The organism is Streptomyces sp. NPDC007189, from assembly GCF_040703635.1.
Taxonomy (GTDB): Bacteria; Actinomycetota; Actinomycetes; order Streptomycetales; family Streptomycetaceae; genus Streptomyces.
The window spans coordinates 280439-304220 of record NZ_JBEYEY010000011.1 but is presented as its reverse complement, the minus strand read 5'-3'; the positions used below and the strand labels follow the sequence as shown (position 1 = coordinate 304220).

Below are 23782 nucleotides of genomic sequence, written 5' to 3'. Positions count from 1 at the left end.
CTTGTCCAGGCCCTGACGCAGCAGGTGCGGGGCAGCGCCGCCGTTGACGGCCTTGTCCCCAAGGGCCATGCGGGACTGCCGCAGTTCCCCCACACCGGCGGGAACTGCGGCACGGCGCCCGTGCGTTGACACGGCACCAGGATCCCCGTCCCCCACGGCCCCAACCCCCGCCACGCGCGCGGGCCCAGCCTGCGGGAATCCTCCACCCCGCCGTTCCCCCGCACTGTGACGTGTGGCACCATGCTGGCCACCCCCACCGGCACAGCCCTCACAGGAGACACTCCTAGTGCAGCAATCCGCCGTTCCGGAGCTCGCCCACGTCCAGACCCGGCCCATCCACTGGGTCGCCACGGCCACGGCCGTCGCCGGCGTCGTCGCCCTGTCCTCCGTCGTCCAGCCCGGATCGGCCACGGCCGCCCAGACCCACACCGACGCCCACCGAAGGACCGCCCCCGCGGCCGCCGCACCGCCCGGCACCACCGGCGTCGACTTCCCGCTGCACTGCGGACCCACGAAAGCCGTGGTCGCCAGGAAAGCCACCGGAGACCTCGACGGCGACGGCAGACCGGAAACCGTCGCCGTCGTCCACTGCGACGCCACCATGGGCACCCCGCCCGACGGCGTCTACGTCCTCACCCGCTCCGCCGACAGCGCCGCACCCCGCATCGTCGCCACGCTCGTCGACCCCGAGGACCGGCTCACCGTCACCGACTTCTCCCTGCGCGCCGGCACGGTCTCGGCCACCCTCCTCGGCTACTCCTCCGACGCCGTCCCCAACTGCTGCCCCGACCTGAAGACCCCGACCGCCTGGCACTGGAACGGCACCGCGTTCCTCCGCACCACACCCGCCGACACCCACAGCGTCTGAAACAGGGCCCGGCCCGGACTCACTCCGCGTCGGGCCCGTACACCTCGACGCTGTCCGAAACCCGCCGCACATGAATGCACTCGCCGGGACACTCCCGCGCCGAGTCCACCACGTCCGCCAGCAACGGCAGCGGCACCGGCGCCGTGGCACCCGGAGCCTGCAACAGCTCCTCGTCCGCGCCCTTCACATAGGCCAGCCCGTCGATGTCCAGCTCGAACACCTCAGGGGCGTACTGCGCGCAGATCCCGTCGCCGGTACACAGATCCTGGTCGATCCAGACCTCCAGCGTCTCCCCGCCCGGGGCCTCCTGCTGCACGGTCACCTCTCCTGCCGTCGAGAACACCGGGCGGAACCGGCGCCACCAGGGCCAGCCGGGTCCGCACCAGCGGCTGTTGAACACTCCGACCCTACCTCCGCCCGCCGGCCACCCACGCCCCACCGGCACCGGTGGTTTCCGCCTCCGCCCGCCCGGGTACCAGCGGCGATCCAGGACGCAGACACCCGTCACCGGCCACGGCACCCGACGAGTTCAAGCCGTTGCCGGACGTGACACCCACCGCCCGGGCCGTCGCTCTGCGTGATGCGCACAGAGCGCCCACCGGCCACCCGTTACCACAACCACCCGCCCGGAACGGACAACTCCGGCCACTACCGAAGGGTTTTGACCACGCGATGCCCGGAACAAGCTGCTTCCATATCACGTTGAGTGGGTATCCCCTCCGTGCGAGGGAGAGCGCAACGGGTGACCGACGACACACCTTGACAGTCTTTGTGATCTAGGGGTTTCAATCGACACCCACCCAGGTAGGGTCTGGAAGCGTCCAGCTCCCCTTGGAGGAGGTGAGGACCGTGGCAGCCCACGACGACGACATGAACCGCGGCATCCGCCCGGGACGAGGGTCCGACGACCCGGCCGGGCAGATCGCCTACCTTGAGCAGGAGATCGCCGTCCTGCGACGCAAGCTCGCCGACTCTCCGCGGCACACGAGGATTCTCGAAGAGCGGATCGTCGAGCTGCAGACCAACCTGGCCGGCGTGTCCGCCCAGAACGAACGGCTGGCCAACACCCTCCGCGAGGCCCGCGACCAGATCGTGGCCCTCAAGGAAGAGGTCGACCGGCTCGCCCAGCCGCCGGCCGGCTTCGGCGTCTTCCTGCAAGCCAACGAAGACGGCACCGCAGACATCTTCACCGGCGGCCGCAAGCTCCGGGTGAACGTCAGCCCGAGCGTCGACCTCGACGACCTCAGGCGCGGCCAGGAAGTCATGCTCAACGAAGCGCTCAACGTGGTCGAGGCCATGGAGTACGAGCGCGTCGGCGACATCGTCACCCTCAAGGAGATCCTCGAGGACGGCGAGCGCGCCCTCGTCCTGGGGCACACCGACGAGGAGCGGGTCGTACGGCTCGCCGAGCCCCTGCTCGGCACCACCATCCGCGCCGGCGACGCCCTCCTGCTCGAACCCCGCTCGGGGTACGTGTACGAGGTCGTCCCCAAGAGCGAGGTCGAGGAACTGGTCCTCGAAGAGGTCCCCGACATCGGCTACGACCAGATCGGCGGCCTCGGCAACCAGATCGAGGCCATCCGCGACGCGGTCGAGCTGCCGTACCTCTACCCCGACCTGTTCAAGGAGCACGAGCTGCGCCCGCCCAAGGGCGTCCTGCTCTACGGCCCCCCCGGCTGCGGCAAGACGCTCATCGCCAAGGCTGTCGCGAACTCGCTGGCCAAGAAGGTCGCCGAGGTCACCGGCCAGGCCGCAGGCAAGAGCTTCTTCCTCAACATCAAGGGCCCCGAGCTGCTCAACAAGTACGTCGGCGAGACCGAGCGGCAGATCCGCCTGGTCTTCCAGCGTGCTCGTGAAAAGGCCAGCGAGGGCACACCCGTGATCGTCTTCTTCGACGAGATGGAGTCCCTCTTCCGCACCCGCGGCTCCGGCGTCAGCTCGGACGTGGAGAACACCATCGTCCCGCAGCTGCTCGCCGAGATCGACGGCGTGGAGGGCCTGCAGAACGTGGTCGTCATCGGCGCCTCCAACCGCGAGGACATGATCGACCCCGCCATCCTGCGCCCCGGCCGGCTGGACGTGAAGATCAAGATCGAGCGTCCGGACGCCGAGGCCGCCAAGGACATCTTCGGCAAGTACCTCACCGAGCGCCTCCCGCTCCACGCCGACGACCTCGGCGAGCACGGCGGCGACAGGGCCTCCACCGTGCAGAGCATGATCCAGACCGCGGTCGAGCAGATGTACGCCGAGTCCGAGGAGAACCGCTTCCTGGAAGTCACCTACGCCAACGGCGACAAGGAAGTCCTCTACTTCAAGGACTTCAACTCCGGCGCCATGATCGAGAACATCGTGGGCCGCGCCAAGAAGATGGCGATCAAGGACTTCCTCGAGAAGAGCCAGAAGGGCCTCCGCGTCTCCCACCTCCTCCAGGCCTGCGTGGACGAGTTCAAGGAGAACGAAGACCTGCCCAACACCACCAACCCGGACGACTGGGCCCGCATCTCCGGAAAGAAGGGCGAACGGATCGTCTACATCCGTACCCTCATCACCGGAAAGCAGGGCGCGGACACCGGACGCTCCATCGACACGGTGGCGAACACCGGTCAGTACCTGTAACGGCGGGGCGGCTGCGGGTGCCCTCACCGGGTACCCGCAGCCGACTGTTTTTCTGGCCACGACCGGAGCAGGCAATGACGCAAATGATCTCCCCACCAGCGCAAAGGCGTTCTAGGCTCGTTCCTACCGCCGAGTCGCGCAGTGCGGGGACGGGCACCGCACACGCACCGGAGCGCCAGCGGTACGTGAGCGGCGCCCACGACCGAGGGTGCCGCCGGGCAAGGAGGGCCGCATGACCGTACGGCGAGTAATGGGCATCGAGACGGAGTACGGGATCTCCGTCCCCGGCCACCCCAACGCCAATGCCATGCTCACCTCGTCCCAGATCGTCAACGCCTACGCGGCGGCGATGCACCGGGCCCGCCGGGCCCGCTGGGACTTCGAGGAAGAGAACCCGCTACGCGACGCGCGAGGCTTCGACCTCGCCCGGGAGGCCGCCGACGCCAGCCAGCTCACCGACGAGGACATCGGCCTCGCCAACGTCATCCTGACCAACGGAGCACGGCTCTACGTCGACCACGCCCACCCCGAATACAGCGCCCCCGAGGTCACCAACCCCCGCGACGCCGTCCTGTGGGACAAGGCCGGGGAACGCATCATGGCCGAGGCCGCCGAGCGCGCCGCCCAGCTCCCCGGCGCCCAGCCCATCCACCTGTACAAGAACAACACCGACAACAAGGGCGCCAGCTACGGCACGCACGAGAACTACCTGATGAAGCGGGAGACCCCCTTCTCGGACATCGTGCGCCACCTGACCCCCTTCTTCGTCTCCCGCCAGGTCTTCGCCGGCGCCGGCCGCGTCGGCATCGGCCAGGACGGCCACGAACACGGCTTCCAGCTCAGCCAGCGCGCCGACTACTTCGAGGTCGAGGTGGGCCTCGAGACCACCCTCAAACGGCCCATCATCAACACCCGGGACGAACCCCACGCCGACGCGGAGAAGTACCGCCGCCTGCATGTGATCATCGGCGACGCGAACCTCTCGGAGATCTCCACCTACCTCAAGCTGGGCACGACCAGCCTGGTCCTGTCCATGATCGAGGACGGCTTCATCGCGGTCGACCTCGCCGTGGACCAGCCCGTCCGCACCCTGCACCAGGTCTCCCACGACCCGTCGCTCAAGCGCCTGGTCACGCTCCGCAGCGGGCGCACCCTGACCGCGGTACAGCTCCAGATGGAGTACTACGAGCTGTCCCGCAAGTACGTCGAGGAGCGCTACGGCGAGAACGCCGACGAGCAGACCAAGGACATCCTCACCCGCTGGGAGGACACCCTCACCCGGCTCGAGAACGACCCCATGAGCCTCGCCGGCGAGCTCGACTGGGTCGCCAAACGGGAGCTCATGGAGGGCTACCGCCGCCGCGACAACCTGGACTGGGACGCCGCCCGGCTCCACCTCGTCGACCTGCAGTACGCCGACGTACGCCCCGAGAAGGGCCTGTACAACCGCCTCGCCGCCCGCGGCCGCATGAAGCGGCTCCTGGACGAGGCGGACGTCGAGCGGGCCATGAGGAAGCCGCCGGAGGACACCCGGGCCTACTTCCGCGGGCGCTGCCTGGAGCAGTACGCCGACGACGTCGCGGCGGCGAGCTGGGACTCGGTGATCTTCGACCTCCCCGGCCGGGACTCTTTGCAGCGCGTTCCAACCCTGGAACCGCTACGCGGAACGCGAAATCACGTCAAGGAGCTGCTGGACCGCTGCCGCACGGCGGAAGACCTGGTCAGGGTCCTGTCCGGCGGGTGAGCGGGCCAGGGGGGTACTCGGTGCGGCCCGGGCGGACAGGGTGGAAACCCCACCGCCCGGGAATCATCGAGGTGGCCCCCGTACGTTGGAGAAACTGCGGGGCCGATGTCAGACCCGGCTTGTAGGGTCTGATCATCACCGATCGGCAGGCGAACTGAGCGGGGTGAGGGTTATGGCAACCAAGGACACCGGCGGCGGCCAGCAGAAGGCCACGCGCGCGACCGAAGAGGTCGAGGAGCAGGCGCAGGAAGCGCAGGCCTCGGAGGACCTCAAGGAGCGGCACGAGAAGCTGAGCGACGACGTGGACTCCGTCCTGGACGAGATCGACGACGTCCTCGAGGAGAACGCAGAGGACTTCGTGCGCTCCTTCGTTCAGAAGGGTGGCCAGTAGGCCGGTTCTCCCTTCGGAGCGAAGGTGGGTGGGGTTTCGAGGTGGCGGACGAGTCGGACGTGAAGCGTTGCGCGCGGTGCGGTGAGACCGGGCCGCGCGCATCCTTCGCGGCTCGGTCTCACCGCTCCGCCCGCGCATGTGGATCACTGCCACAACACGGGTAGGGTCCGTGGCGTACTGTGCTTCAACTGCAATTCCGGCATCGGCCTGTTGAGGGACGACACCGAAGTCGTACGCCGAGCCGCCGCCTATCTGGAAGGAACCTTGTGGAAGCCAACTCTCGTGGCACCGGGCGTCTACCAGCTGCCTTCCTGACGCCAGGGTCTTCCTCCTTCATGGACTTCCTCTCCGAGCACCAGCCCGAGCTGCTGCCCGGCAACCGGCAGCTGCCGCCCACGCAGGGTGTGATCGAGGCGCCGCACGGGACGACGATCGTCGCCACGACGTTCCCCGGGGGCGTGGTGCTCGCCGGCGACCGCCGGGCGACGATGGGCAACGTGATCGCTCAGCGGGACATCGAGAAGGTGTTCCCGGCGGACGAGTACTCGGCCGTCGGTATCGCCGGCACCGCCGGTCTCGCGGTGGAGATGGTCAAGCTCTTCCAGCTGGAGCTGGAGCACTTCGAGAAGGTCGAGGGTGCGCAGCTGTCGCTGGAGGGCAAGGCGAACCGGTTGTCGACGATGATCCGGTCGAATCTGGGCATGGCGATGCAGGGCCTGGCCGTGGTGCCGCTGTTCGCGGGGTATGACGTGGACCGGGAGAAGGGGCGGATCTTCTCGTACGACGTGACGGGCGGCCGCTCGGAAGAGCACAACTTCGCGGCGACGGGTTCTGGCTCGATCTTCGCGCGCGGTGCGATGAAGAAGCTGTTCCGTGACGATCTGACCGAGGAGCAGGCCGCCACGCTGGTGGTGCAGGCTCTGTACGACGCGGCTGACGACGACTCGGCGACCGGTGGTCCCGATGTCGCCCGCCGGATCTACCCGATCATCACCGTGATCACCGAGGACGGTTTCCGCCGGCTGACGGAGGACGAGGCCTCCGAGCTGTCCCGTGCGGTGCTGCAGCGGCGGCTGGAGGAGCCAGACGGCCCGAAGGCGGCCCTGCTCTGAGGCGGGCCCCGGTTGTTTTGAAGGTGATCCAGTGACCATGACAGAAAGGGACGGATAACCGGTGTCGACGCCGTTCTATGTCTCACCTCAGCAGGCCATGGCCGACCGGGCGGAATACGCCCGCAAGGGCATCGCGCGTGGCCGGAGCCTGGTCGTGCTGCAGTACGCCGACGGCATTGTGTTCGTCGGTGAGAACCCGTCCCGTGCGCTGCACAAGTTCAGCGAGATCTATGACCGGATCGGTTTCGCGGCCGCCGGCAAGTACAACGAGTACGAGAATCTGCGGATCGGCGGTGTGCGGTACGCCGATCTGCGGGGTTACACCTACGACCGTGACGATGTGACCGCCCGTGGCCTGGCGAACGTGTACGCCCAGACGCTGGGCACGATCTTCTCCTCGGCGGCCGAGAAGCCGTACGAGGTGGAGCTGGTCGTCGCCGAGGTGGGGGAGACGCCGGCGGGTGACCAGATCTACCGGCTGCCGCATGACGGTTCGATCGTGGACGAACACGGTTCGGTCGCGGTGGGCGGCAATGCCGAGCAGATCAGCAGTTTCCTCGACCAGCGGCATCGCGACGGCATGAGCCTGGCGGAGGCGCTGAAGCTGGCGGTGCAGGCGCTGTCGCGTGACACCAACGGCAGCGAGCGGGAGATCCCCGCGGAGCGTCTCGAGGTGGCGGTGCTGGACCGTACGCGTCCGCAGCGGCGCAAGTTCAAGCGGATCGTGGGTCGTCAGCTGTCGCGTCTGCTGGCGGCGGACGGTGCGTCCACGGAGGCGGAGAGTGCCGAGGAGGACGGTTCCGAGGAGGAGTGACGTCGTCACTCGATCGACTGCTCGTGTGTGCCCCGGCCGCGCTTCGGCCGGGGCACACGGCGTTGCGGGCTGCGGGGGTCTAGGAGGCCGTCGGCGGGGCCGTGGAGCCGCGGACGACCAGTTGGACCGGGATGTCCCCGCTGTCGGGTTCGCGGCCGTCCAGGACGGCGAGGAGGGCGTGCATGCCGCGTTCGCCGAAGCGTTCGGCGTCGAGCCGTACGGTGGTCAGTTCGGGGTCGATGGCGGTGGCGAGGCCGAGGTCGTCGACGCCGGTGACGGAGATGTCGTCGGGGATGCGCAGCCCGAGGCGGCGCAGGGCCTTGTAGGCGCCGGCGGCGAGTTTGTCGTCGTCGCAGACGATGGCGGTGGGCCGGGGTCCGGGTGCGGTGAGCGCGGCCTCGGTGGCGGTGAGGGCGCCCTCGATGGAGATCGGGGCTCGCGCCGTACGGACCTCCGCGCCGGGTACGGCCGCCATGCGCGCCGCCAGTTCTCTCGCCCGGATCTCGAAGGTCCAGGAGGGTACGTCGGCGGCGAGGTGCAGGATCCGGCGGTGGCCGAGGGCGATCAGGTGCTCGGTGACCTGGCGGATGCCGTCGGTGATGTCGAGGTTGACGGTGGCGGCGCCGAGGCTGCCGTGGGGGTCGCTGTCGAGCATGACGAGGGGGAGCTGGTCGCCGCGGATGGCGGTGAGGGCGTCGGCGGCCATGGAGGAGGCGATGACGCCGTCGAGGGCGGCTTGTGCGGAGGCGAAGGGGTCGCGGGCGGGGCCGACGCCCTCGGGGGAGGGGTACAGGACGACGCCGAAGCCGTGGTCGGCGGCGACGCGGGCGGCGCCGGTGTAGACGCCGGCGAAGAACTCGGTCGTGAGGGCGGGGACCACGAGCAGGACGGTACGGGTGCGGCCGAGGCGCAGGTTGCGGGCGGCGAGGTTGGGCCGGTAGCCGAGGTCGCGTGCGGCGTCGCGGACGCGTGCGGCGGTGGCTTCGGACACGCGGCCGCGCCATTTGTCGCCGAGGACGAGGGAGACGGCGGCCTGGGAGACTCCGGCCGCCTGGGCGACGTCGCGGCTGGTCGGGCGGGTGCTGCTGCGTGCCACCGGGGGCCTGCCTCTTCGTGTGGACGTCCGAACTGGGCACATGGTACGTATGACGACGGGGGTTATACGTAAAACTTCGGCTGGAGGGCGGCACATGGCCACGGGCTATCTGGAGATACTCCGGGCGCGGCACGCGCTCCGGCTGCTCACCGGCACCCTGGTGGGGCGGCTGCCGAACGCGACGGCCGCGATCGCGCTGGTGCTGTTCGTGCGCGCCGAAGGAGGCACCTACAGCCTCGCGGGCGCCCTGGCGGCCGTCTACGGCGTCGCCAACGCCGTCGGGCAGCCGGTGCTGGGCCGGCTGGTGGATCTGCACGGCCAGCCGCGCGTGCAGTTGCCGGCGGCTGTTCTGGCGGCCGCGTCGATGGCGGTGTTCGCCTTCTGCGGCACCGGCCCGCTGCCGCTGGCGTACGCGGCGGTGGGGGCGGCGGGCCTGTTCACGCCGCCGCTGGAGGGCGGCCTGCGGGCGCTGTGGCCGTCGGTGCTGCGCGGGGAGGAGCGGGTGCACACGGCGTACGCCCTGGACGCGATCGCGCAGGAGATCATGTTCACGGTGGGGCCGCTGCTGGTGACGCTGTGCGTGTCGCTGTGGGACGAGCGTGCGGCGCTGCTGGTGCTGAACCTGCTGGGTGTGCTGGGCGCGCTGTCGGTGGTGGTGTCGCCGCCCTCGCGCGCGTGGCGGTCGGCGCCGCGTGAGGCGCACTGGCTGGGCGCGCTGCGCTCACCGGGCCTGCTGGCCCTGCTGGGCGCCTTTCTGTTCGTGGGGATCGCGCTGGGCTCCATCACGGTGGCGTCCGTGTCGTACGCCGACGGTCACGGCGGTGACGCGGTCTACGGCTGGATGATGGCGGGGCTGGGGCTCGGCGCGCTGGTGGGCGGCTCGGTGTACGGGGCCCGTGCGTGGGGTGGTTCGCCGGAGCGGCGACTGCGGGTGCTGGTCGCTCTCCTGGCGGTGTGTTACCTGCCGCTCACGCTGACACCGGGGGCGGTGCCCATGGTGCTGCTGTCGGTGCTCTCCGGGGTGTTCCTGGCGCCGTGCATCGCGTGCGCGTTCATCATCGTGGACCGGCACGCGCCGAGCGGGACGGTGACGGAGGCGTTCTCGTGGCTCGTGACGACGTTCACGGTGGGCGCGTCGGTGGGGACGGGCGTGGCGGGGCCGGTGGTCCAGGCGGGTGGCACGGTGTGGGGGTTCGCGGTTCCGGGAGCGGCGGGAGCGGTGTCGTTGCTGGTGCTGCTGGCCACGGGGCGGGTCCTCACAGGTCCCGTGCGGGACGAGGTCGTTGCGTCTTCATCGGAAAATGATCCAAATCGTGCTGTCGAACCCCGTTTCAGCTCGGGGGATCGGGCGTAATGTTCACTCATGGACCGCCGCATTTTCGGGCTGGAGAACGAGTACGGCGTCACGTGCACGTTCAGGGGACAGCGGCGCCTGTCTCCTGACGAGGTGGCGCGGTACCTCTTCCGCCGTGTCGTGTCATGGGGCCGCAGCAGCAATGTCTTTCTGCGAAACGGCGCCCGGTTGTATCTCGACGTGGGCTCACATCCGGAATACGCGACACCCGAGTGTGACAATGTGATCGAACTGGTCACCCACGACAAGGCCGGCGAGCGCATTCTCGAAGGACTCCTGGTGGACGCGGAACGACGCCTGCACGAGGAGGGAATCGCGGGCGACGTCTACCTCTTCAAGAACAACACGGACTCGGCGGGCAACTCCTACGGCTGCCACGAGAACTATCTGGTGGCGCGGCACGGGGAGTTCTCGCGGCTCGCGGACATCCTGATCCCGTTCCTGGTCACACGGCAGCTGCTGTGCGGCGCGGGGAAGGTGCTGCAGACGCCGCGTGGTGCGGTGTACTGCGTCAGTCAGCGGGCGGAGCACATCTGGGAGGGTGTGTCCTCGGCCACGACCCGTTCGAGGCCGATCATCAACACGCGTGACGAGCCGCACGCGGACGCGGAGCGTTACCGCCGGCTGCATGTCATCGTCGGTGACTCCAACATGTCCGAGACGACGATGCTGCTGAAGGTCGGCGCGACGGATCTCGTGCTGCGCATGATCGAGGCGGGCACGGTGATGCGTGACCTGACGCTGGAGAACCCGATCCGGGCGATCCGCGAGGTGAGCCACGACATCACCGGCCGGCGCAAGGTGCGGCTGGCGAGCGGCCGCGAGGCCTCCGCGCTGGAGGTGCAGCGGGAGTACTTCGACAAGGCCGTGGACTTCTGCGACCGCCGCGGGATCCGCACGGGCACGGTCGCGCAGGTCCTGGAGCTGTGGGGCCGCACGCTGGACGCGATCGAGACCGAGGAACTGGACCGGATCGCCACCGAGATCGACTGGGTGATGAAGTACAAGCTCATCGAGCGGTACCGGTCGAAGAACAACATGACGATGTCGCATCCGCGGGTCGCGCAGATAGACCTCGCCTACCACGACATCCACCGTCGTCGTGGCCTGTACTACCTCCTGGAGAAGAAGGGGCAGGCGGCCCGGGTCTGCAACGACTTGAAGATCTTCGAGGGCAAGTCCGTTCCGCCGCAGACGACTCGGGCGCGGCTGCGCGGCGACTTCATCCGGCGGGCACAGGAACAGCGCAGGGACTTCACGGTCGACTGGGTGCATCTCAAGCTCAACGACCAGGCGCAGCGCACCGTGTTGTGCAAGGACCCGTTCCGTTCGGTGGACGACCGGGTGGAGAAGCTGATCGCCGGAATGTAGTGCAAGAGGGGTGAGTCAAGCGTTTTCGGTGTGAAATGCCGGAACGCCACACGGGCGTCGTACGTTTCTCGTACGGCGCCCTTCTCACGCCGTAGAGTTGCGCGCACGCCATCCGCAAGATCGACCGATTACGAGGCTCTTCCGTGCGCCGACGCTCACTTCTCCTCGCCGCCGTTCCCGCCGGACTGGTCACTGTGTCCGCGTGCGGTGACAGCAAGTCCGGATCCAGCAAGGCCAGTGCCTCGCCGTCGCCGTCGGTGTCGACGGCTCCTCCGCCGAAGATCGTGGACGCTCCGCTGCCGGCGATCACGGGGGGCACGAAGTTCGGGGAGAAGCCGGCCGTGGCGAAGGGCCCGGGCGCGCCGTCGAAGGACCTGGCGGTGAAGACGGTGATCGCGGGCGGCGGCCGTGCCGTCGCGGAGAACGACTTCATCCAGGCGAACTACCTGGGCCAGATCTGGGACACGGGCAAGGTCTTCGACAACTCCTACGACCGCAAGAGCCCGCTGGTGATGCAGCTCGCCCAGGGCAGCATCATCGACGGCTGGCGGTACGGGCTGGCGGGGAAGAAGACCGGCAGCCGGGTGCTGATGGCCGTGCCGCCGACCTGGGGTTATGGCAAGGAAGGCAATCCGCATGCGGGGATCAAGGGCACGGACACGCTGGTCTTCGTCATCGATCTGATCGAATCGTTCAACTCCAAGAGCTCGGCGAAGGGCAGGGCGGTGCCGCAGACGGACGCCGCGCTGCCGAAGGTGGGCACGAACACCGACGGCGCGGTCCCGAAGGTCACGGTCCCGAAGACGGCGGCGCCGAAGAAGCTGGTGTCGACCTACGTCCTCGAGGGCGACGGGCCGGAGCTGAAGGCCGACCAGACGGTGCTGTGCCAGTTCCAGGGCCTGGTGTGGGACGGTGGCAAGACGTTTCAGCGGACGTATGGTTCGGGCCGGCTGAGCCAGTTCGCGCTGGAGCAGATGCAGCAGGCGGTGAAGGGGCTGGCGCAGGGGCTGACCGGCAAGAAGGTGGGCAGCCGGGTGCTGATCGTGGTGCCGCCGGAGCTGGGGTACGGCGACACTCCGCCGAGCGGCGGTGTCATCAAGAAGGGCTCGACGCTGGTGTTCACGGTGGACATCCTCGCGGCGATGTAGCCGGCGGCGGCCGTCTCCCTGCCGGCCTCCGGTGACGGGGACGGTGTCCGTGGCGGGCGGCGAGCAGCCGGGATGAAAGACTGTCGGCGTTTCGTGTCGTACACAAGCAGGAGCTTTTGACGTGAGCATCGAGAAGCCCGAGATCGACTTCCCGGGCGGCGAGCCCCCGGCCGACCTGGAGATCAAGGACATCTGGGAGGGTGACGGGCCGGTGGCGCAGGCGGGCCAGACCGTCACCGTCCACTACGTGGGTGTCGCCTTCAGCACCGGCGAGGAGTTCGACGCCAGCTGGAACCGCGGCACTCCGTTCCGCTTCCCGCTGGGCGCGGGACGGGTCATCGCGGGCTGGGACCAGGGCGTGCAGGGCATGAAGGTCGGCGGCCGCCGCCAGCTGACCATCCCCGCCCACCTCGCCTACGGCAACCAGAGCCCGACCCCGGCGATCAAGCCGGGCGAGACGCTGATCTTCGTGGTGGACCTGCTGGGCGTCTGATCCCCCGCCGGATCCCCGCCCGGTCCCCACGGGACCGTCACCTGATCGAACGGCCGGATCCGACCGGATCCGATCACCTGGGGCCCATGCCTGTGCGGGCATGGGCCCTCGGCTTTTGCCGGTGCCCCCCGGAGCGGTACGGTCATCGGTCGGAAGCACCATAGGAAAGGCGAAGGGCGTCGATGGCCATTGCCAAGGCCGAGCGGCTGATGAACCTCGCGCTGTGTCTGCTCGGCACACGGCGGCCTCTGAGCAAGCGTGAGCTGCGCGAGTCCATCGAGGCCTACCTCGAAGCGGGCAGCGACGACTCCTTCAACCGGATGTTCGAGCGGGACAAGGACGACCTGCGCGAGCTGGGCCTGGTGATCGAGACGGTCGAGAACCTGGACGGCGAGGTCGGCTATCTCGCCCGCCGGGACAGCAACCGGCTGCCGCCCATCACCCTGGACGCCGAGGAGGCCGCGGCGCTCGGGCTCGCCGCGAAGGTGTGGCAGCAGGCCCGCCTGGCCGGCGCGGCGAGCGGCGCCCTGCAGAAGCTGCGGGCCGCTGGGCTGCCCGAGGACGTCGACCCGTACGAGGCGCACGGCGCCCTGGAACCCCGTATCCCGGTGCACGAGGCCGCCTTCGAGCCGCTGATGCTGGCCTGCCGCGACCGCCGCCCGGTCGTCTTCGACTACCGCAAGGCCTCCGCCGCCCACCCCGAGCCCCGGCATGTCGAGCCCTGGGCACTGGAGTGCTGGCGCGGCCACTGGTACCTGGCCGGCTGGGACCGCGACCGGGGCGCCGAGCGCGTCTTCCGGCTGTCCCGGATCACCGGCCGGGTCCGCTCGCGCGGCACCGGCTTCACCGCGCCCGTGCCCGACGTCGTCACCGTGCGCGAGACCGTCGCGAGCTGGGCGGGCGAGATCGCCGACGGCACGGCGCTGATCCGGCTGCGTTCCGGCGCCGGTTACCCCCTTCGGGCGAAGGCCACCCGGGTGCGGGAACTCGGCGACGGCTGGGACGAGTTGGAGATTCCGTACGGGCACGGCCTGGACGCCTGGCTGGTGGAGTTCGGGCCGGACGTGGTGGTCCTGGAGCCGGCCGAGCTGCGCGCGGACGTGGTGGACCGGCTGCGCGCCGTGGCCAAGGGCTGAGGGGGGAGCAGGACTGTGGCAGGCAAACCGGTCAGGACCGTGAACGCCATCGACCAGACCCGGCGGATGCTGTCCCTGGTGACCTATCTCAGGGAGCGCCCCGGAGCGCGGATCGCGGACGTGGCGCGCGCCTTCGGCATCACCGAGGACGAGCTGGTCGCCGACCTGGATCTGCTGCCGATGTGCGGCACCAGCTTCCGCGGCGGCGATCTGCTGGACATCGACACCGACGGCGAGCGGATCTGGTGGCACAACCCGGCCGCGCTCGGCGAGGACGCGGCCGAGCCGCTGCGGCTCGCCGCCGACGAGGCGACCGCGCTGCTGGTGGCCGCGCGTGCCGTCTCCACACTGCCGGGCCTGCGCGAGAGCGACCGGCAGGCCCTGCTGCGGGCCACCGCCAAGGTGGAGACCGCCGCCGGTGAGGCCGCCGGCGCCAGCTCCCGGCTGTCGGTGACCTTCGAGTCCGAGGGCGGGGTCTTCGCCGACGTCGACCGGGCGATCTCCGAGCGCCGCCGGCTGTGGATCCGCTACTACTCCCCGGCCCGCGACGAGGTCACCGAGCGGGAGATCGACCCGATCCGCCTGGTCAGCGTCGGCCACACCTATGTGGAGGCCTGGTGCCGCCGCTCCGAGGCGCGGCGCACCTTCCGCCTGGACCGGGTCGCGGAGATCCGGATCCTGGACGAGCCGTCGGCGCCGCCCGAGATGGAGCTGCGCGATCTGTCCGAGGCCCTGGTGCAGCCGGCCGCCGAGGACCCCGAGGTCGTGGTCGAGGTCGGTCCGGGCGGCCGCTGGGTGGCCGAGTACTACCCCCACGACAGCGCCGATGAGCTCCCCGACGGCGGTTTGCGTATCACCCTGCGCACCCCGGATCCGGCCTCGCTGCGCCGGCTGGCCCTCCGGCTCGGCCGCGACGGGCGGATCGTCTCCCCGCCGGAGCTGGCCGACAGCGCCCGCAGAGCGGCGGCGGAGGCGCTGGCGGCGTACGACACGGCGCAGCCGGCGTGAGCGGCCGGGGCGCCGAGCGCCCCGAGGGGGCGCGGGGAACTGCGCGACCGGCCACGATGGCGCCGCAGCCGGCAAGGGCGCATCGCCGGCGGGCGAACGACCACGAGGAGGAGCGAGGCCTGTGAGCGAGCGTGCGGGTGAGATGACGGTGGCGGCCGCCTTCGCCGGGATGAGAAGAGCGGTCCCCGTGGTGTTCAGGGCGGGCTGCCCGGACTGCCGGGGCCGCTTCGAGCTCGCCGCGAGCGCGCTGCGCCTCGCCATCGGCGCCACCAGCCGGACCACGTTCTACTCCTTCACCTGCCCCGAGTGCGGTGCGGCCGTCCGCAAGCCGGCGGGGGAGCGCATCGTCGAGCTGCTCACGGGCGGCGGGGTCAGGACGCTCAGGCTGCACTCCACGGTGTAGGCGGCTGGGGTCCGCCGCCGGGGACGGTCTAGTCTCGACGTCATGTTCTGGGCGATGTTCGCGGTAGCGCTGGGTTTCCTGGGTCTCGCGGTGCTGGGGGTGCTCGCCGTCCGGGTCTTTGTGGAGGCCCGGCGCCTCGGGCAGCAGGTCGCGGACTCCGCGCGCCGGATCAACAGGGCGGCGGAGGACCTGGAGCGGGCCGCGGTCAGCGCGGCACAGGCCGTCGATGCGCTGTGACGAGCCGGAGGCCGGCGCGGCAGGGGCCCTCGACGTGCGGTGGGACCTCCGGGTCATGCGCTTTGGGTCACTTCGCCCTGTCACCCGACCGGTCCGTCCAGGTACGCTGCAGATCGCGGCCCGGAGAGTTGAGGCGCGGTCCGCACGGAGAGCGGGAGTACGCACGGGGATTGTCCTACGTTCACCCCTGGGCGCTACGATCGCTGCCAGCACGATGGTCAGACACTTGTCCGACCCGTCGGACATGCCCCGCCGCCCCGCCTCAGTGAGAAGGTGAAGACTTATGTTCCGCAACGCACTTGAGCCGTGGCACATTGTGTTGCTGATTCTGGTGATCGTCCTCGTGTTCGGCTCCAAGAAGCTTCCGGACATGGCACGCTCGCTCGGCAAGTCGGCGCGCATCCTCAAGAGCGAGGCCAAGGCGATGAAGGAAGAGGGCAAGCAGGCCTACAACTCCGCAGAGCCCGCCGAGGAGCAGACCCCGGCCCAGCGCACCATTCAGGCCGCGCCCGGCGACGTGACCAGCTCCCGGCCGGTCAGCGAGCCGACGGACACGACCACCCAGCGCTGACGCGAGGACCGGGGCATCCGGTCCGCTGCACGAGATGAGGATGTGGGTTGCTCAAGTCTGCCCGCAAGCAGGAGAGGGATCCCGAGGGGCGGATGCCGCTCGCGGATCATTTGCGTGAGCTGCGCAACCGGCTCGCGAAGGGTGTCCTGGCGATCCTGGTGGTCACGATCGTGGCCGCGTTCTTCTACCAGGACATCATCAACTTCATCACCGAGCCGCTCCTGCGCTCGGTCGGCTGCTCGCAGTCCTTCGGGCAGCTGGCCAAGTCGAAGAACGTCCACTGCGCGCACCTCACGGTCAGCGGCCTGCTGACGCCCTTCACCCTGGCGCTGAAGGCCTCGCTGACCGCCGGCATCGTGGTGGCGTCGCCGATCTGGCTCTACCAGCTGTGGGCCTTCGTCGCGCCGGGCCTGCACCGCCACGAGAAGAAGTACGCGTACGGCTTCGTCGGCTTCGGCTTCCCGCTCTTCATCGGCGGTGGCTACGTCGCCTACCACGTGCTGCCCACCACGGCGAAGGTGATGATCGATCTCACGCCCAAGGGCGCGGAGAACCTGCTGCCGCTGGACAACATGCTCGACCTCGTGACGCGCATGGTGGTGGTCTTCGGCCTCGCCTTCGAGATGCCGCTGCTGCTCGTCATGCTCAACCTCACCGGCATCGTCTCCGGCAGGCGCATGCTCGGCTGGTGGCGGGGCATGGTCGTCGGCATCGCCGCCTTCGCCGCCGTGGCCACGCCCGGCGCCGACCCGATCTCGATGCTGGCGCTCGCGGCGCCGATCTGGCTGCTGTTCTTCATCGCCGTGGCCGTCTCGCTGTTCAACGACCGCCGCCGGGCGCGCCGGGAGGCCCAGGGCCCCGCCGACGACGAGGCCTCCGAGCTGGACCTCACCCCCGAGGACATCGGCGAGATCGAGCCGGTGACCGCCAGCGGCGCCCCCGAGCCGCCGGGCACGGACCACGTCAACGGCTACGACGACGTGACCTGAGCCGCTCCGCACCGGACCACCACGACGGATGCCCCCGCCCCCCGAAGGGACGGGGGCATCCGTCGTCGCAGGCCGGCCGACGTTCCGGATAATGATCGTCCTGTTGTCAGTGCGGCCCGGTACGCTCGAAAGCACGATGACAGAGGACCTCTCACCGGCCGAGCGGTACGCGGCAGCCCGCAGGCGGGCAGCCGAGCAGGCCACCGCGCTCGCGTCCTTCCGCGAGATGTACGACTTCGGCCTCGACCCCTTCCAGATCGAGGCCTGCCAGGCACTCGAGGCGGGCAAGGGCGTCCTGGTGGCCGCGCCCACCGGCTCCGGCAAGACGATCGTGGGCGAGTTCGCCGTCCACCTCGCCCTGCAGCAGGGCAAGAAGTGCTTCTACACGACACCCATCAAGGCGCTGTCGAACCAGAAGTACGCCGACCTGTGCCGCCGCTACGGCACCGGCAAGGTCGGCCTGCTCACCGGCGACAACAGCGTGAACTCCGAGGCACCGGTGGTCGTGATGACCACCGAGGTCCTGCGGAACATGCTCTACGCCGGCTCCCAGACCCTGCTGGGCCTCGGCTATGTGGTCATGGACGAGGTGCACTACCTCTCCGACCGCTTCCGCGGCGCCGTCTGGGAAGAGGTGATCATCCACCTGCCCGAGTCGGTGACGCTGGTGTCACTGTCGGCGACGGTCTCCAACGCCGAGGAGTTCGGCGACTGGCTGGACACCGTCCGCGGCGACACCGAGGTGATCGTCTCCGAGCACCGGCCCGTGCCGCTGTTCCAGCACGTGCTCGCCGGGCGGCGGATGTACGACCTGTTCGAGGAGGGCGAGGGCCACAAGAAGGCCGTCAACCCCGACCTCGTCCGCCTGGCCCGCATGGAGGCCACCAGACCGTCGTACCAGGACCGCAGACGCGGCAGGTCCATGCGCGAGGCCGACCGGGAGCGCGAGCGCCGGCAGCGCTCGCGGGTGTGGACACCGGGCCGGCCCGAGGTCATCGAGCGCCTGGACTCCGAGGGCCTGCTCCCGGCGATCACCTTCATCTTCAGCCGCGCCGCCTGCGAGGCCGCCGTCCAGCAGTGCCTGTACGCGGGCCTGAGGCTCAACGACGAGGAGGCGCGCGAGCAGGTCCGCGCCCTGGTCGAGGAGCGCACCGCGCACATCGCGCCGGAGGACCTGCACGTCCTCGGCTACTACGAGTGGCTGGAGGGCCTGGAGCGCGGCATCGCCGCCCACCACGCGGGCATGCTGCCGACCTTCAAGGAGGTCGTGGAGGAGCTGTTCGTGCGCGGCCTGGTCAAGGCGGTGTTCGCCACCGAGACCCTCGCGCTCGGCATCAACATGCCGGCCCGCTCGGTCGTGCTGGAGAAGCTCGTCAAGTGGAACGGCGAGCAGCACGCCGACATCACGCCCGGCGAGTACACCCAGCTCACCGGCCGCGCCGGCCGCCGGGGCATCGACGTCGAGGGCCACGCGGTCGTGCTGTGGCAGCGCGGCATGAGCCCCGAGCACCTCGCCGGTCTCGCGGGCACGCGCACGTACCCGCTGCGCTCCAGCTTCAAGCCGTCGTACAACATGGCGGTCAACCTGGTCGAGCAGTTCGGCCGGCACCGCTCCCGCGAGCTGCTGGAGACCTCCTTCGCGCAGTTCCAGGCCGACAAGTCGGTCGTGGGCATCTCCCGGCAGGTACAGCGCAACGAGGAGGGCCTGGAGGGCTACAAGGCCTCCATGACCTGCCACCTCGGCGACTTCGAGGAGTACGCGCGGCTGCGCCGCGAGCTGAAGGACCGGGAGACCGAGCTGGCCCGGCAGGGCGCGAACCAGCGTCGCGCCGAGGCCAGCGTCGCCCTGGAGAAGCTGAAGCCGGGCGACGTCATCCATGTGCCCACGGGCAAGTACGCGGGCCTCGCGCTGGTGCTGGACCCGGGCCTGCCCGCGGGCCGCTCCAACGGCCACCGCGGCTTCGACCACCACGACGGCCCGCGCCCGCTGGTGCTGACCGCCGAACGGCAGGTCAAGCGACTGGCGTCGATGGACTTCCCGGTGCCGGTGGAGCCGCTGGACCGGATGCGGATCCCCAAGTCGTTCAACCCGCGCTCGCCGCAGTCCCGCCGCGACCTCGCGTCCGCGCTGCGCACCAAGGCCGGGCACATCCCGCCGGAGCGCGCCCGCAAGAAGCGCTCGCAGGCCGCCGACGACCGCGAGATCGCCCGGCTGCGCACCGCGCTCCGCGCCCACCCGTGCCACGGCTGCAACGACCGCGAGGACCACGCCCGTTGGGCCGAGCGCTACCACCGGCTGCTGCGCGACACCTCGCAGCTGGAGCGCCGTATCGAGGGCCGTACGAACACCATCGCGCGGACCTTCGACCGGATCGTCGCGCTGCTGACCGAGCTGGACTATCTGCGCGGCGACGAGGTCACCGAGCACGGCAGACGGCTCGCCCGGCTGTACGGCGAACTGGACCTGCTGGCCAGCGAATGCCTGCGCGAGCGGGTCTGGGAGGGGCTCAGCCCCGCCGAACTCGCCGCCTGCGTCTCGGCGTTGGTGTACGAGGCGCGGGTCAGCGACGACGCCTTGGCGCCCAAGCTGCCCTCGGGCAAGGCGAAGGCCGCGCTCGGAGAGATGATCCGCATCTGGGGCCGGCTGGACGGTCTGGAGGAGGAGTTCCGGATCAGCCAGACCGAGGGCGTCGGGCAGCGCGAGCCCGACCTGGGCTTCGCGTGGGCCGCGTACATGTGGGCCTCGGGCAAGGCGCTGGACGAGGTGCTGCGCGAGGCGGACATGCCCGCCGGTGACTTCGTGCGGTGGTGCAAGCAGGTCATCGACGTGCTGGGCCAGATCTCCGCGGCGGCCCCCGGGGAGGGCTCGACCGTGGGGAAGGCCGCGCGCAAGGCCACGGATCAGCTGCTGCGGGGCGTGGTCGCCTACTCGTCGGTCGGCTGATCCGCCGCATCGCGGGTGCGGGTGAACTGCGGCCGGCCGCGCAGTTCCCCGCGCCCGCTTCCGCGTTGCCCCACCCGGCGCCCTGACGGGCCGCGACTCACCTGCTCATTCACTCATCACGGTGAGTCGCTTTCGCATGCCTGTACGGCGTGACCGAACGTGTTCGAACGAACGCCCTTCGTATAAATGGAGCCGAGCGTACTCCTGTCGTACGGGCGATTTCAGGTGCTTGCCGAATATGACACGGCGATGATCCGGTCGGACTAAGCTCGCCCGCGGCGCACCCAGTTGAGGTGAATTCGTGCGCCTGTTCCCAATGATGCGTTAGATCCCGACAGTTCCATGAACCTTCCCCCCGCAAGCTCTTCCGACACCCAGCCGATTCGTCTCAGAAGGCATCCATGGTGAGTGTGCAGAAGCCTCCCGGTGGCCGTGAACGTCCCTACGCGCGCGTGCTGTTGCCGCCGGCCATAGTGATGGCCGCCGCGATCGGCGCGGCCCTCGCCCTGGGCCCGGCGTCGGCCCGGATCGCCGTCGGCGCGGTCGGCGCCGTGGCCCTGCTCCTGATCGTCGCCACGGGCGCGGAGGCCGCCCGCCGCGGCAGGACGCTGCGCGCCGAACGGGCCGAGAACGCCCGGCACACCGCGTATCTGGAGCACCGGCTCGCCGCCCACGACGAGCTGATGATGCGCTTCGCCACCGAGGTCATCCCCAACGGCCATCTGCGGCTGCGGGCCGGCGAACCGCTGCGCGACGTGATGGTCAACGGCTACGACGTCGACCCCGAACTGCGCGGCCTGCCCGACTCCTACCGCGAGATGTTCCGGGCCGCGATGCGCGGCGCCGACCGCGAGATCTCGATGCGCGACGCCACCGAGCGCTCCTACGTGAGCGTCGCCCGCCGCGTCCAGGCCATCGTCCACCAGCAGTCCAACGAACTGCGGGAGATGGAGGAGGACCACGGCCGCAACCCCGAGGTCTTCGACGACCTGCTGCGCATCGACCACGGCACCTCGCTGATCGGCCGTCTCGCCGACACCATCGCCGTCCTCGGCGCCGGCCGACCCGGTCGCCAGTGGCCGCTGCCGGTCTCCCTCTACAGCACGCTGCGCGGCGCGATGTCGCGCATCCTGGAGTACCGCCGCATCCAGCTCAGCTCCATCGTCAACATCAACATCAAGGGCACCAGCGTCGAGCCGGTCATCCACGCCGCCGCCGAACTCCTCGACAACGCCACCCGCTACTCGCCGCCCACGGCCAAGGTGCACGTCACCGCCACCGAGGTGCAGGCCGGTATCGCCATCGAGATCGAGGACGCCGGCGTCAGCCTCACCGAGGAGTCCCGCGCCCGCATCGAGAAGATGATCGAGGACGCCAAGAACCTCGACGACGCGCACAACCTCGGCGACAGCCCGCGCCTCGGCCTCGCCGTCGTGGGACGGCTGTGCCGGATGTTCGACATGGAGGTCTCGCTGCGGGCCTCCGCCTACGGCGGCTGCCGCGCGATCCTCATCGTGCCGCGCGTGATGACGACCACCGAGCCCGGCGTGGGCGCCGCCCACGGCATCGGTGCGACCGGCACCCCGATGCCCGAGCTGGGCGCCGTCGAGGGCCCCAAGCGCCCGCCCAAGCGGCGCCGCCCCACCAGCCCCAAGATCCCGGCCGGGATCTCCATGGAGGACGACGTCCCGGTGGTCACCGAGTGGACGGCCGGCGGCCTGCCGCAGCGCCGCAGCCGGGTGAAGACCCCGATCAGCCAGCGCTTCGCCGAGCAGGCCGAGATCGAGCAGGCCGAGCGCGAGGGCAGGCCGACGATCTGGTCCCAGCCCCGGCCCGAACCCGAGCCCGAGATGGACCCCGAGATCAAGAAGCTCAGGGAGCGGCCCATCGGCCAGGGCATCGAGGACTTCTGGAACGGCCTGCGCAAGGGCATGCCCGAGGACGCCACCGGGCCGGAACTGACCGACTTCACGCGGCACCCGGAAAAGTACGTGCACCTGCTCAACGACTACGCGGACGAGCCCGCCGAGGGCGCCATCGAGGCCGACGACGAGGGGGACCTCAAGTGATCCAGCAGCGAGGCAACATCGACTGGATGCTCAAGCAGCTCAACGACGGCGTGCCGGGCATCGAGATGATCGTGGTCCTCTCCGCGGACGGGCTGCGCATCGCCCGCTACGGCGGCGAACCCGACGCCGCCGACCGGGTGGCCGCCGCCTGCGCGGGCGTGCAGAGCCTGGCCGGCGCCATCATCCAGGAACTGCCGGGCGCCGGTGACCTGAAGGTCGTCGTCTTCGAGATCGACGGCGGCTACTTCTACCTCATGAACGCCGGAGACAACGCCTACCTCGCCGTCCTCGCCGACGTGACCTGCGAACCCGGCCGGATGAGCGGCATGATGCGCGACCTCGTCGTCCGGATCGGCGCCCATCTCACCAGTCCGCCGCGGCGGAACGGGCAGACCGTATGACTCCTCCACGACGCAAACGGCGCGAGCCGGCCCCCCCACCGACACCCCGGCCGGCGCCGCCCCCGCCCGCGGAGGGCCAGGCCCCGCCCAAGAACCCCGAACGGCTCTACGCCGTCGCCGGGTCCGAGGACGGCGCACGCGCCGAACTCGACCTCGTGACGCTGATCGTGGCGCGGGACGCGCCCGAGCCGGCCGCCTCACCGGAGCAGACCGCCGTCCTGCGGCTGTGCGCCAACCCCCTGTCCGTGGCCGAGCTGTCGGCCTACCTGAACCTGCCGTTCAGCGCGATGACCGTCCTGATCACGGAGCTGATCACGGCCGAACTGGTGCAGGTGCGCGCCCCGGTCGTCCGCCAGGCGCTCCCCGACCGTTCACTCCTCGAAGCGGTGATGCATGGACTTCAACGCCTCTGACACCATCCCCGGCCCACGCACCGAGGACCACCTGCCGCACACCGCCCAGGCCGCGGTGAAGATCGTGATCGTGGGGGGCTTCGGCGTCGGCAAGACCACCATGGTTGGTTCCGTCAGCGAGATCAGACCGCTGACCACCGAGGAGACCATGACCCAGGCCGGCATCGGCGTGGACGACAACTACGGCTCCGAGTCCAAGACGGCGACCACCGTGGCCATGGACTTCGGCCGGATCAGCATCAGCGACAAACTGGTGCTCTACCTCTTCGGCACCCCCGGCCAGGAGCGCTTCTGGTTCCTGTGGAACGGGCTGTTCGAGGGCGCGCTCGGCGCGGTCGTCCTCGTCGACACCCGGCGCCTGGAGGTCAGCTTCGACGTGATGGGCCGGCTGGAGGAACGCGGCGTGCCCTTCGTCGTCGCCATCAATTCCTTCCCGGACGCGCCCCGTTACCCCGTCGACGAACTGCGCACCGCGCTCGACCTGACCCCGGAGATCCCGATCGTCGACTGCGACGTACGCCGCCGGGCCTCCAGCAAGGAGGTCCTGATGACCCTGATGCGCTTCCTGCACTCCATCGCCCTGTCCCGCGCCCTCGCCTGACCG

General features: G+C 70.0%; 23 protein-coding genes and 1 pseudogene. 22 read left to right on the top strand and 2 right to left on the bottom strand.

All coding sequences use genetic code 11. The features are described from left to right. The first annotated feature begins 286 nt into the window (after positions 1-286). Complete coding sequence (locus AB0950_RS23665; protein ID WP_366779348.1) at positions 287-868, top strand: hypothetical protein; 582 nt, start codon at positions 287-289, stop codon at positions 866-868. A gap of 19 nt (positions 869-887) precedes the next feature. Here AB0950_RS23665 and AB0950_RS23660 read toward each other — a convergent pair whose 3' ends face one another. Next, complete coding sequence (locus tag AB0950_RS23660; protein WP_360161182.1) at positions 888-1190, bottom strand: ferredoxin; 303 nt, start codon at positions 1188-1190, stop codon at positions 888-890. A 527-nt stretch (positions 1191-1717) separates the two neighbouring features. Here AB0950_RS23660 and arc point away from each other — a divergent pair. The 6 genes and pseudogenes from arc (at position 1718) to prcA (ending at position 7545) form a co-directional block, all read left to right on the top strand. Then, positions 1718-3484 carry a proteasome ATPase gene (gene arc / locus AB0950_RS23655; RefSeq protein WP_360161168.1) on the top strand — a complete coding sequence of 589 codons (1767 nt, stop codon included), beginning with the start codon at positions 1718-1720 and terminating at the stop codon, positions 3482-3484. 232 nt (positions 3485-3716) lie between these two features. Continuing rightward, positions 3717-5228, top strand: coding sequence for a depupylase/deamidase Dop (gene dop, locus AB0950_RS23650; RefSeq protein WP_360161166.1), 1512 nt, complete (start codon positions 3717-3719; stop codon positions 5226-5228). 172 nt (positions 5229-5400) lie between these two features. Next, on the top strand, positions 5401-5619 hold the full coding sequence (locus AB0950_RS23645; protein WP_069781834.1) for a ubiquitin-like protein Pup: 219 nt from the start codon (positions 5401-5403) through the stop codon (positions 5617-5619). 111 nt (positions 5620-5730) lie between these two features. Beyond that, a pseudogene (locus tag AB0950_RS23640) lies at positions 5731-5934 on the top strand (endonuclease domain-containing protein); the annotation flags it as partial. Further along, entirely contained in the window at positions 5886-6731 is an 846-nt protein-coding gene (prcB, locus tag AB0950_RS23635) for a proteasome subunit beta (RefSeq protein WP_360161163.1), read from the top strand. The pseudogene AB0950_RS23640 and the gene prcB, both read left to right, overlap by 49 nt. A gap of 61 nt (positions 6732-6792) precedes the next feature. Beyond that, a complete protein-coding gene (prcA, locus tag AB0950_RS23630; RefSeq protein ID WP_360161161.1) occupies positions 6793-7545 on the top strand; it encodes a proteasome subunit alpha in 753 nt (250 codons plus the stop codon). 79 nt (positions 7546-7624) lie between these two features. Here the strand turns inward: prcA and AB0950_RS23625 are convergent, their stop codons facing one another. After that, positions 7625-8641: a LacI family DNA-binding transcriptional regulator gene (locus tag AB0950_RS23625; protein WP_366779347.1), complete on the bottom strand. Its 1017-nt coding sequence runs from the start codon at positions 8639-8641 to the stop codon at positions 7625-7627. A gap of 94 nt (positions 8642-8735) precedes the next feature. Between AB0950_RS23625 and AB0950_RS23620 the strand changes: the two genes are divergently transcribed. The 15 genes from AB0950_RS23620 to AB0950_RS23550 all read left to right on the top strand — a co-directional run bounded on the left by AB0950_RS23620 (position 8736) and on the right by AB0950_RS23550 (position 23779). Then, entirely contained in the window at positions 8736-9995 is a 1260-nt protein-coding gene (locus AB0950_RS23620; protein WP_366779346.1) for an MFS transporter, read from the top strand. 9 nt (positions 9996-10004) lie between these two features. Further along, positions 10005-11366 (top strand): Pup--protein ligase, encoded by a 1362-nt coding sequence (pafA, locus tag AB0950_RS23615; protein ID WP_330341031.1) that lies wholly within the window; start codon positions 10005-10007, stop codon positions 11364-11366. A 143-nt stretch (positions 11367-11509) separates the two neighbouring features. Then, complete coding sequence (locus AB0950_RS23610) at positions 11510-12514, top strand: FKBP-type peptidyl-prolyl cis-trans isomerase (RefSeq protein WP_366779345.1); 1005 nt, start codon at positions 11510-11512, stop codon at positions 12512-12514. Positions 12515-12635: 121 nt separating this feature from the next. Beyond that, positions 12636-13007 (top strand): FKBP-type peptidyl-prolyl cis-trans isomerase, encoded by a 372-nt coding sequence (locus AB0950_RS23605; RefSeq protein WP_360161154.1) that lies wholly within the window; start codon positions 12636-12638, stop codon positions 13005-13007. A gap of 182 nt (positions 13008-13189) precedes the next feature. Then, entirely contained in the window at positions 13190-14143 is a 954-nt protein-coding gene (locus tag AB0950_RS23600; RefSeq protein ID WP_330341034.1) for a WYL domain-containing protein, read from the top strand. Positions 14144-14158: 15 nt separating this feature from the next. After that, on the top strand, positions 14159-15151 hold the full coding sequence (locus AB0950_RS23595; RefSeq protein ID WP_360161152.1) for a WYL domain-containing protein: 993 nt from the start codon (positions 14159-14161) through the stop codon (positions 15149-15151). Between the two features lie 142 nt (positions 15152-15293). After that, positions 15294-15554: a hypothetical protein gene (locus AB0950_RS23590; RefSeq protein WP_360161180.1), complete on the top strand. Its 261-nt coding sequence runs from the start codon at positions 15294-15296 to the stop codon at positions 15552-15554. A 42-nt stretch (positions 15555-15596) separates the two neighbouring features. After that, a complete protein-coding gene (locus AB0950_RS23585) occupies positions 15597-15791 on the top strand; it encodes a hypothetical protein (protein ID WP_360161150.1) in 195 nt (64 codons plus the stop codon). A 283-nt stretch (positions 15792-16074) separates the two neighbouring features. After that, positions 16075-16362, top strand: a complete 288-nt coding sequence (tatA, locus tag AB0950_RS23580; RefSeq protein ID WP_360161148.1) for a Sec-independent protein translocase subunit TatA — start codon at positions 16075-16077, stop codon at positions 16360-16362. A 47-nt stretch (positions 16363-16409) separates the two neighbouring features. After that, complete coding sequence (tatC, locus tag AB0950_RS23575) at positions 16410-17351, top strand: twin-arginine translocase subunit TatC (protein ID WP_360574024.1); 942 nt, start codon at positions 16410-16412, stop codon at positions 17349-17351. A gap of 91 nt (positions 17352-17442) precedes the next feature. Then, positions 17443-20295, top strand: coding sequence for a DEAD/DEAH box helicase (locus AB0950_RS23570; RefSeq protein WP_360161144.1), 2853 nt, complete (start codon positions 17443-17445; stop codon positions 20293-20295). Positions 20296-20696: 401 nt separating this feature from the next. After that, a complete protein-coding gene (locus AB0950_RS23565) occupies positions 20697-22364 on the top strand; it encodes an ATP-binding protein (RefSeq protein WP_366779344.1) in 1668 nt (555 codons plus the stop codon). Next, positions 22361-22765, top strand: coding sequence for a roadblock/LC7 domain-containing protein (locus tag AB0950_RS23560; RefSeq protein ID WP_360161140.1), 405 nt, complete (start codon positions 22361-22363; stop codon positions 22763-22765). Before AB0950_RS23565 ends, AB0950_RS23560 begins: the two co-directional genes overlap by 4 nt. Then, positions 22762-23178, top strand: a complete 417-nt coding sequence (locus AB0950_RS23555; RefSeq protein WP_366779343.1) for a DUF742 domain-containing protein — start codon at positions 22762-22764, stop codon at positions 23176-23178. Before AB0950_RS23560 ends, AB0950_RS23555 begins: the two co-directional genes overlap by 4 nt. After that, positions 23159-23779: an ATP/GTP-binding protein gene (locus AB0950_RS23550; RefSeq protein WP_360161136.1), complete on the top strand. Its 621-nt coding sequence runs from the start codon at positions 23159-23161 to the stop codon at positions 23777-23779. Before AB0950_RS23555 ends, AB0950_RS23550 begins: the two co-directional genes overlap by 20 nt. Positions 23780-23782 lie beyond the last annotated feature (3 nt).

Bases quoted from the DNA above. Each gene is read 5' to 3' on its own strand.
- pafA (WP_330341031.1), top strand. From the start codon at position 10,005: ATGGACCGCCGCATTTTCGGGCTGGAGAACGAGTACGGCGTCACGTGC.
- AB0950_RS23570 (WP_360161144.1), top strand. From the start codon at position 17,443: ATGATCGTCCTGTTGTCAGTGCGGCCCGGTACGCTCGAAAGCACGATG.
- tatA (WP_360161148.1), top strand. From the start codon at position 16,075: ATGTTCCGCAACGCACTTGAGCCGTGGCACATTGTGTTGCTGATTCTG.
- AB0950_RS23550 (WP_360161136.1), top strand. From the start codon at position 23,159: ATGGACTTCAACGCCTCTGACACCATCCCCGGCCCACGCACCGAGGAC.
- AB0950_RS23620 (WP_366779346.1), top strand. From the start codon at position 8,736: ATGGCCACGGGCTATCTGGAGATACTCCGGGCGCGGCACGCGCTCCGG.
- AB0950_RS23565 (WP_366779344.1), top strand. From the start codon at position 20,697: ATGGTGAGTGTGCAGAAGCCTCCCGGTGGCCGTGAACGTCCCTACGCG.
- AB0950_RS23590 (WP_360161180.1), top strand. From the start codon at position 15,294: ATGACGGTGGCGGCCGCCTTCGCCGGGATGAGAAGAGCGGTCCCCGTG.
- AB0950_RS23600 (WP_330341034.1), top strand. From the start codon at position 13,190: ATGGCCATTGCCAAGGCCGAGCGGCTGATGAACCTCGCGCTGTGTCTG.
- dop (WP_360161166.1), top strand. From the start codon at position 3,717: ATGACCGTACGGCGAGTAATGGGCATCGAGACGGAGTACGGGATCTCC.
- AB0950_RS23645 (WP_069781834.1), top strand. From the start codon at position 5,401: ATGGCAACCAAGGACACCGGCGGCGGCCAGCAGAAGGCCACGCGCGCG.
- AB0950_RS23585 (WP_360161150.1), top strand. From the start codon at position 15,597: ATGTTCTGGGCGATGTTCGCGGTAGCGCTGGGTTTCCTGGGTCTCGCG.
- AB0950_RS23555 (WP_366779343.1), top strand. From the start codon at position 22,762: ATGACTCCTCCACGACGCAAACGGCGCGAGCCGGCCCCCCCACCGACA.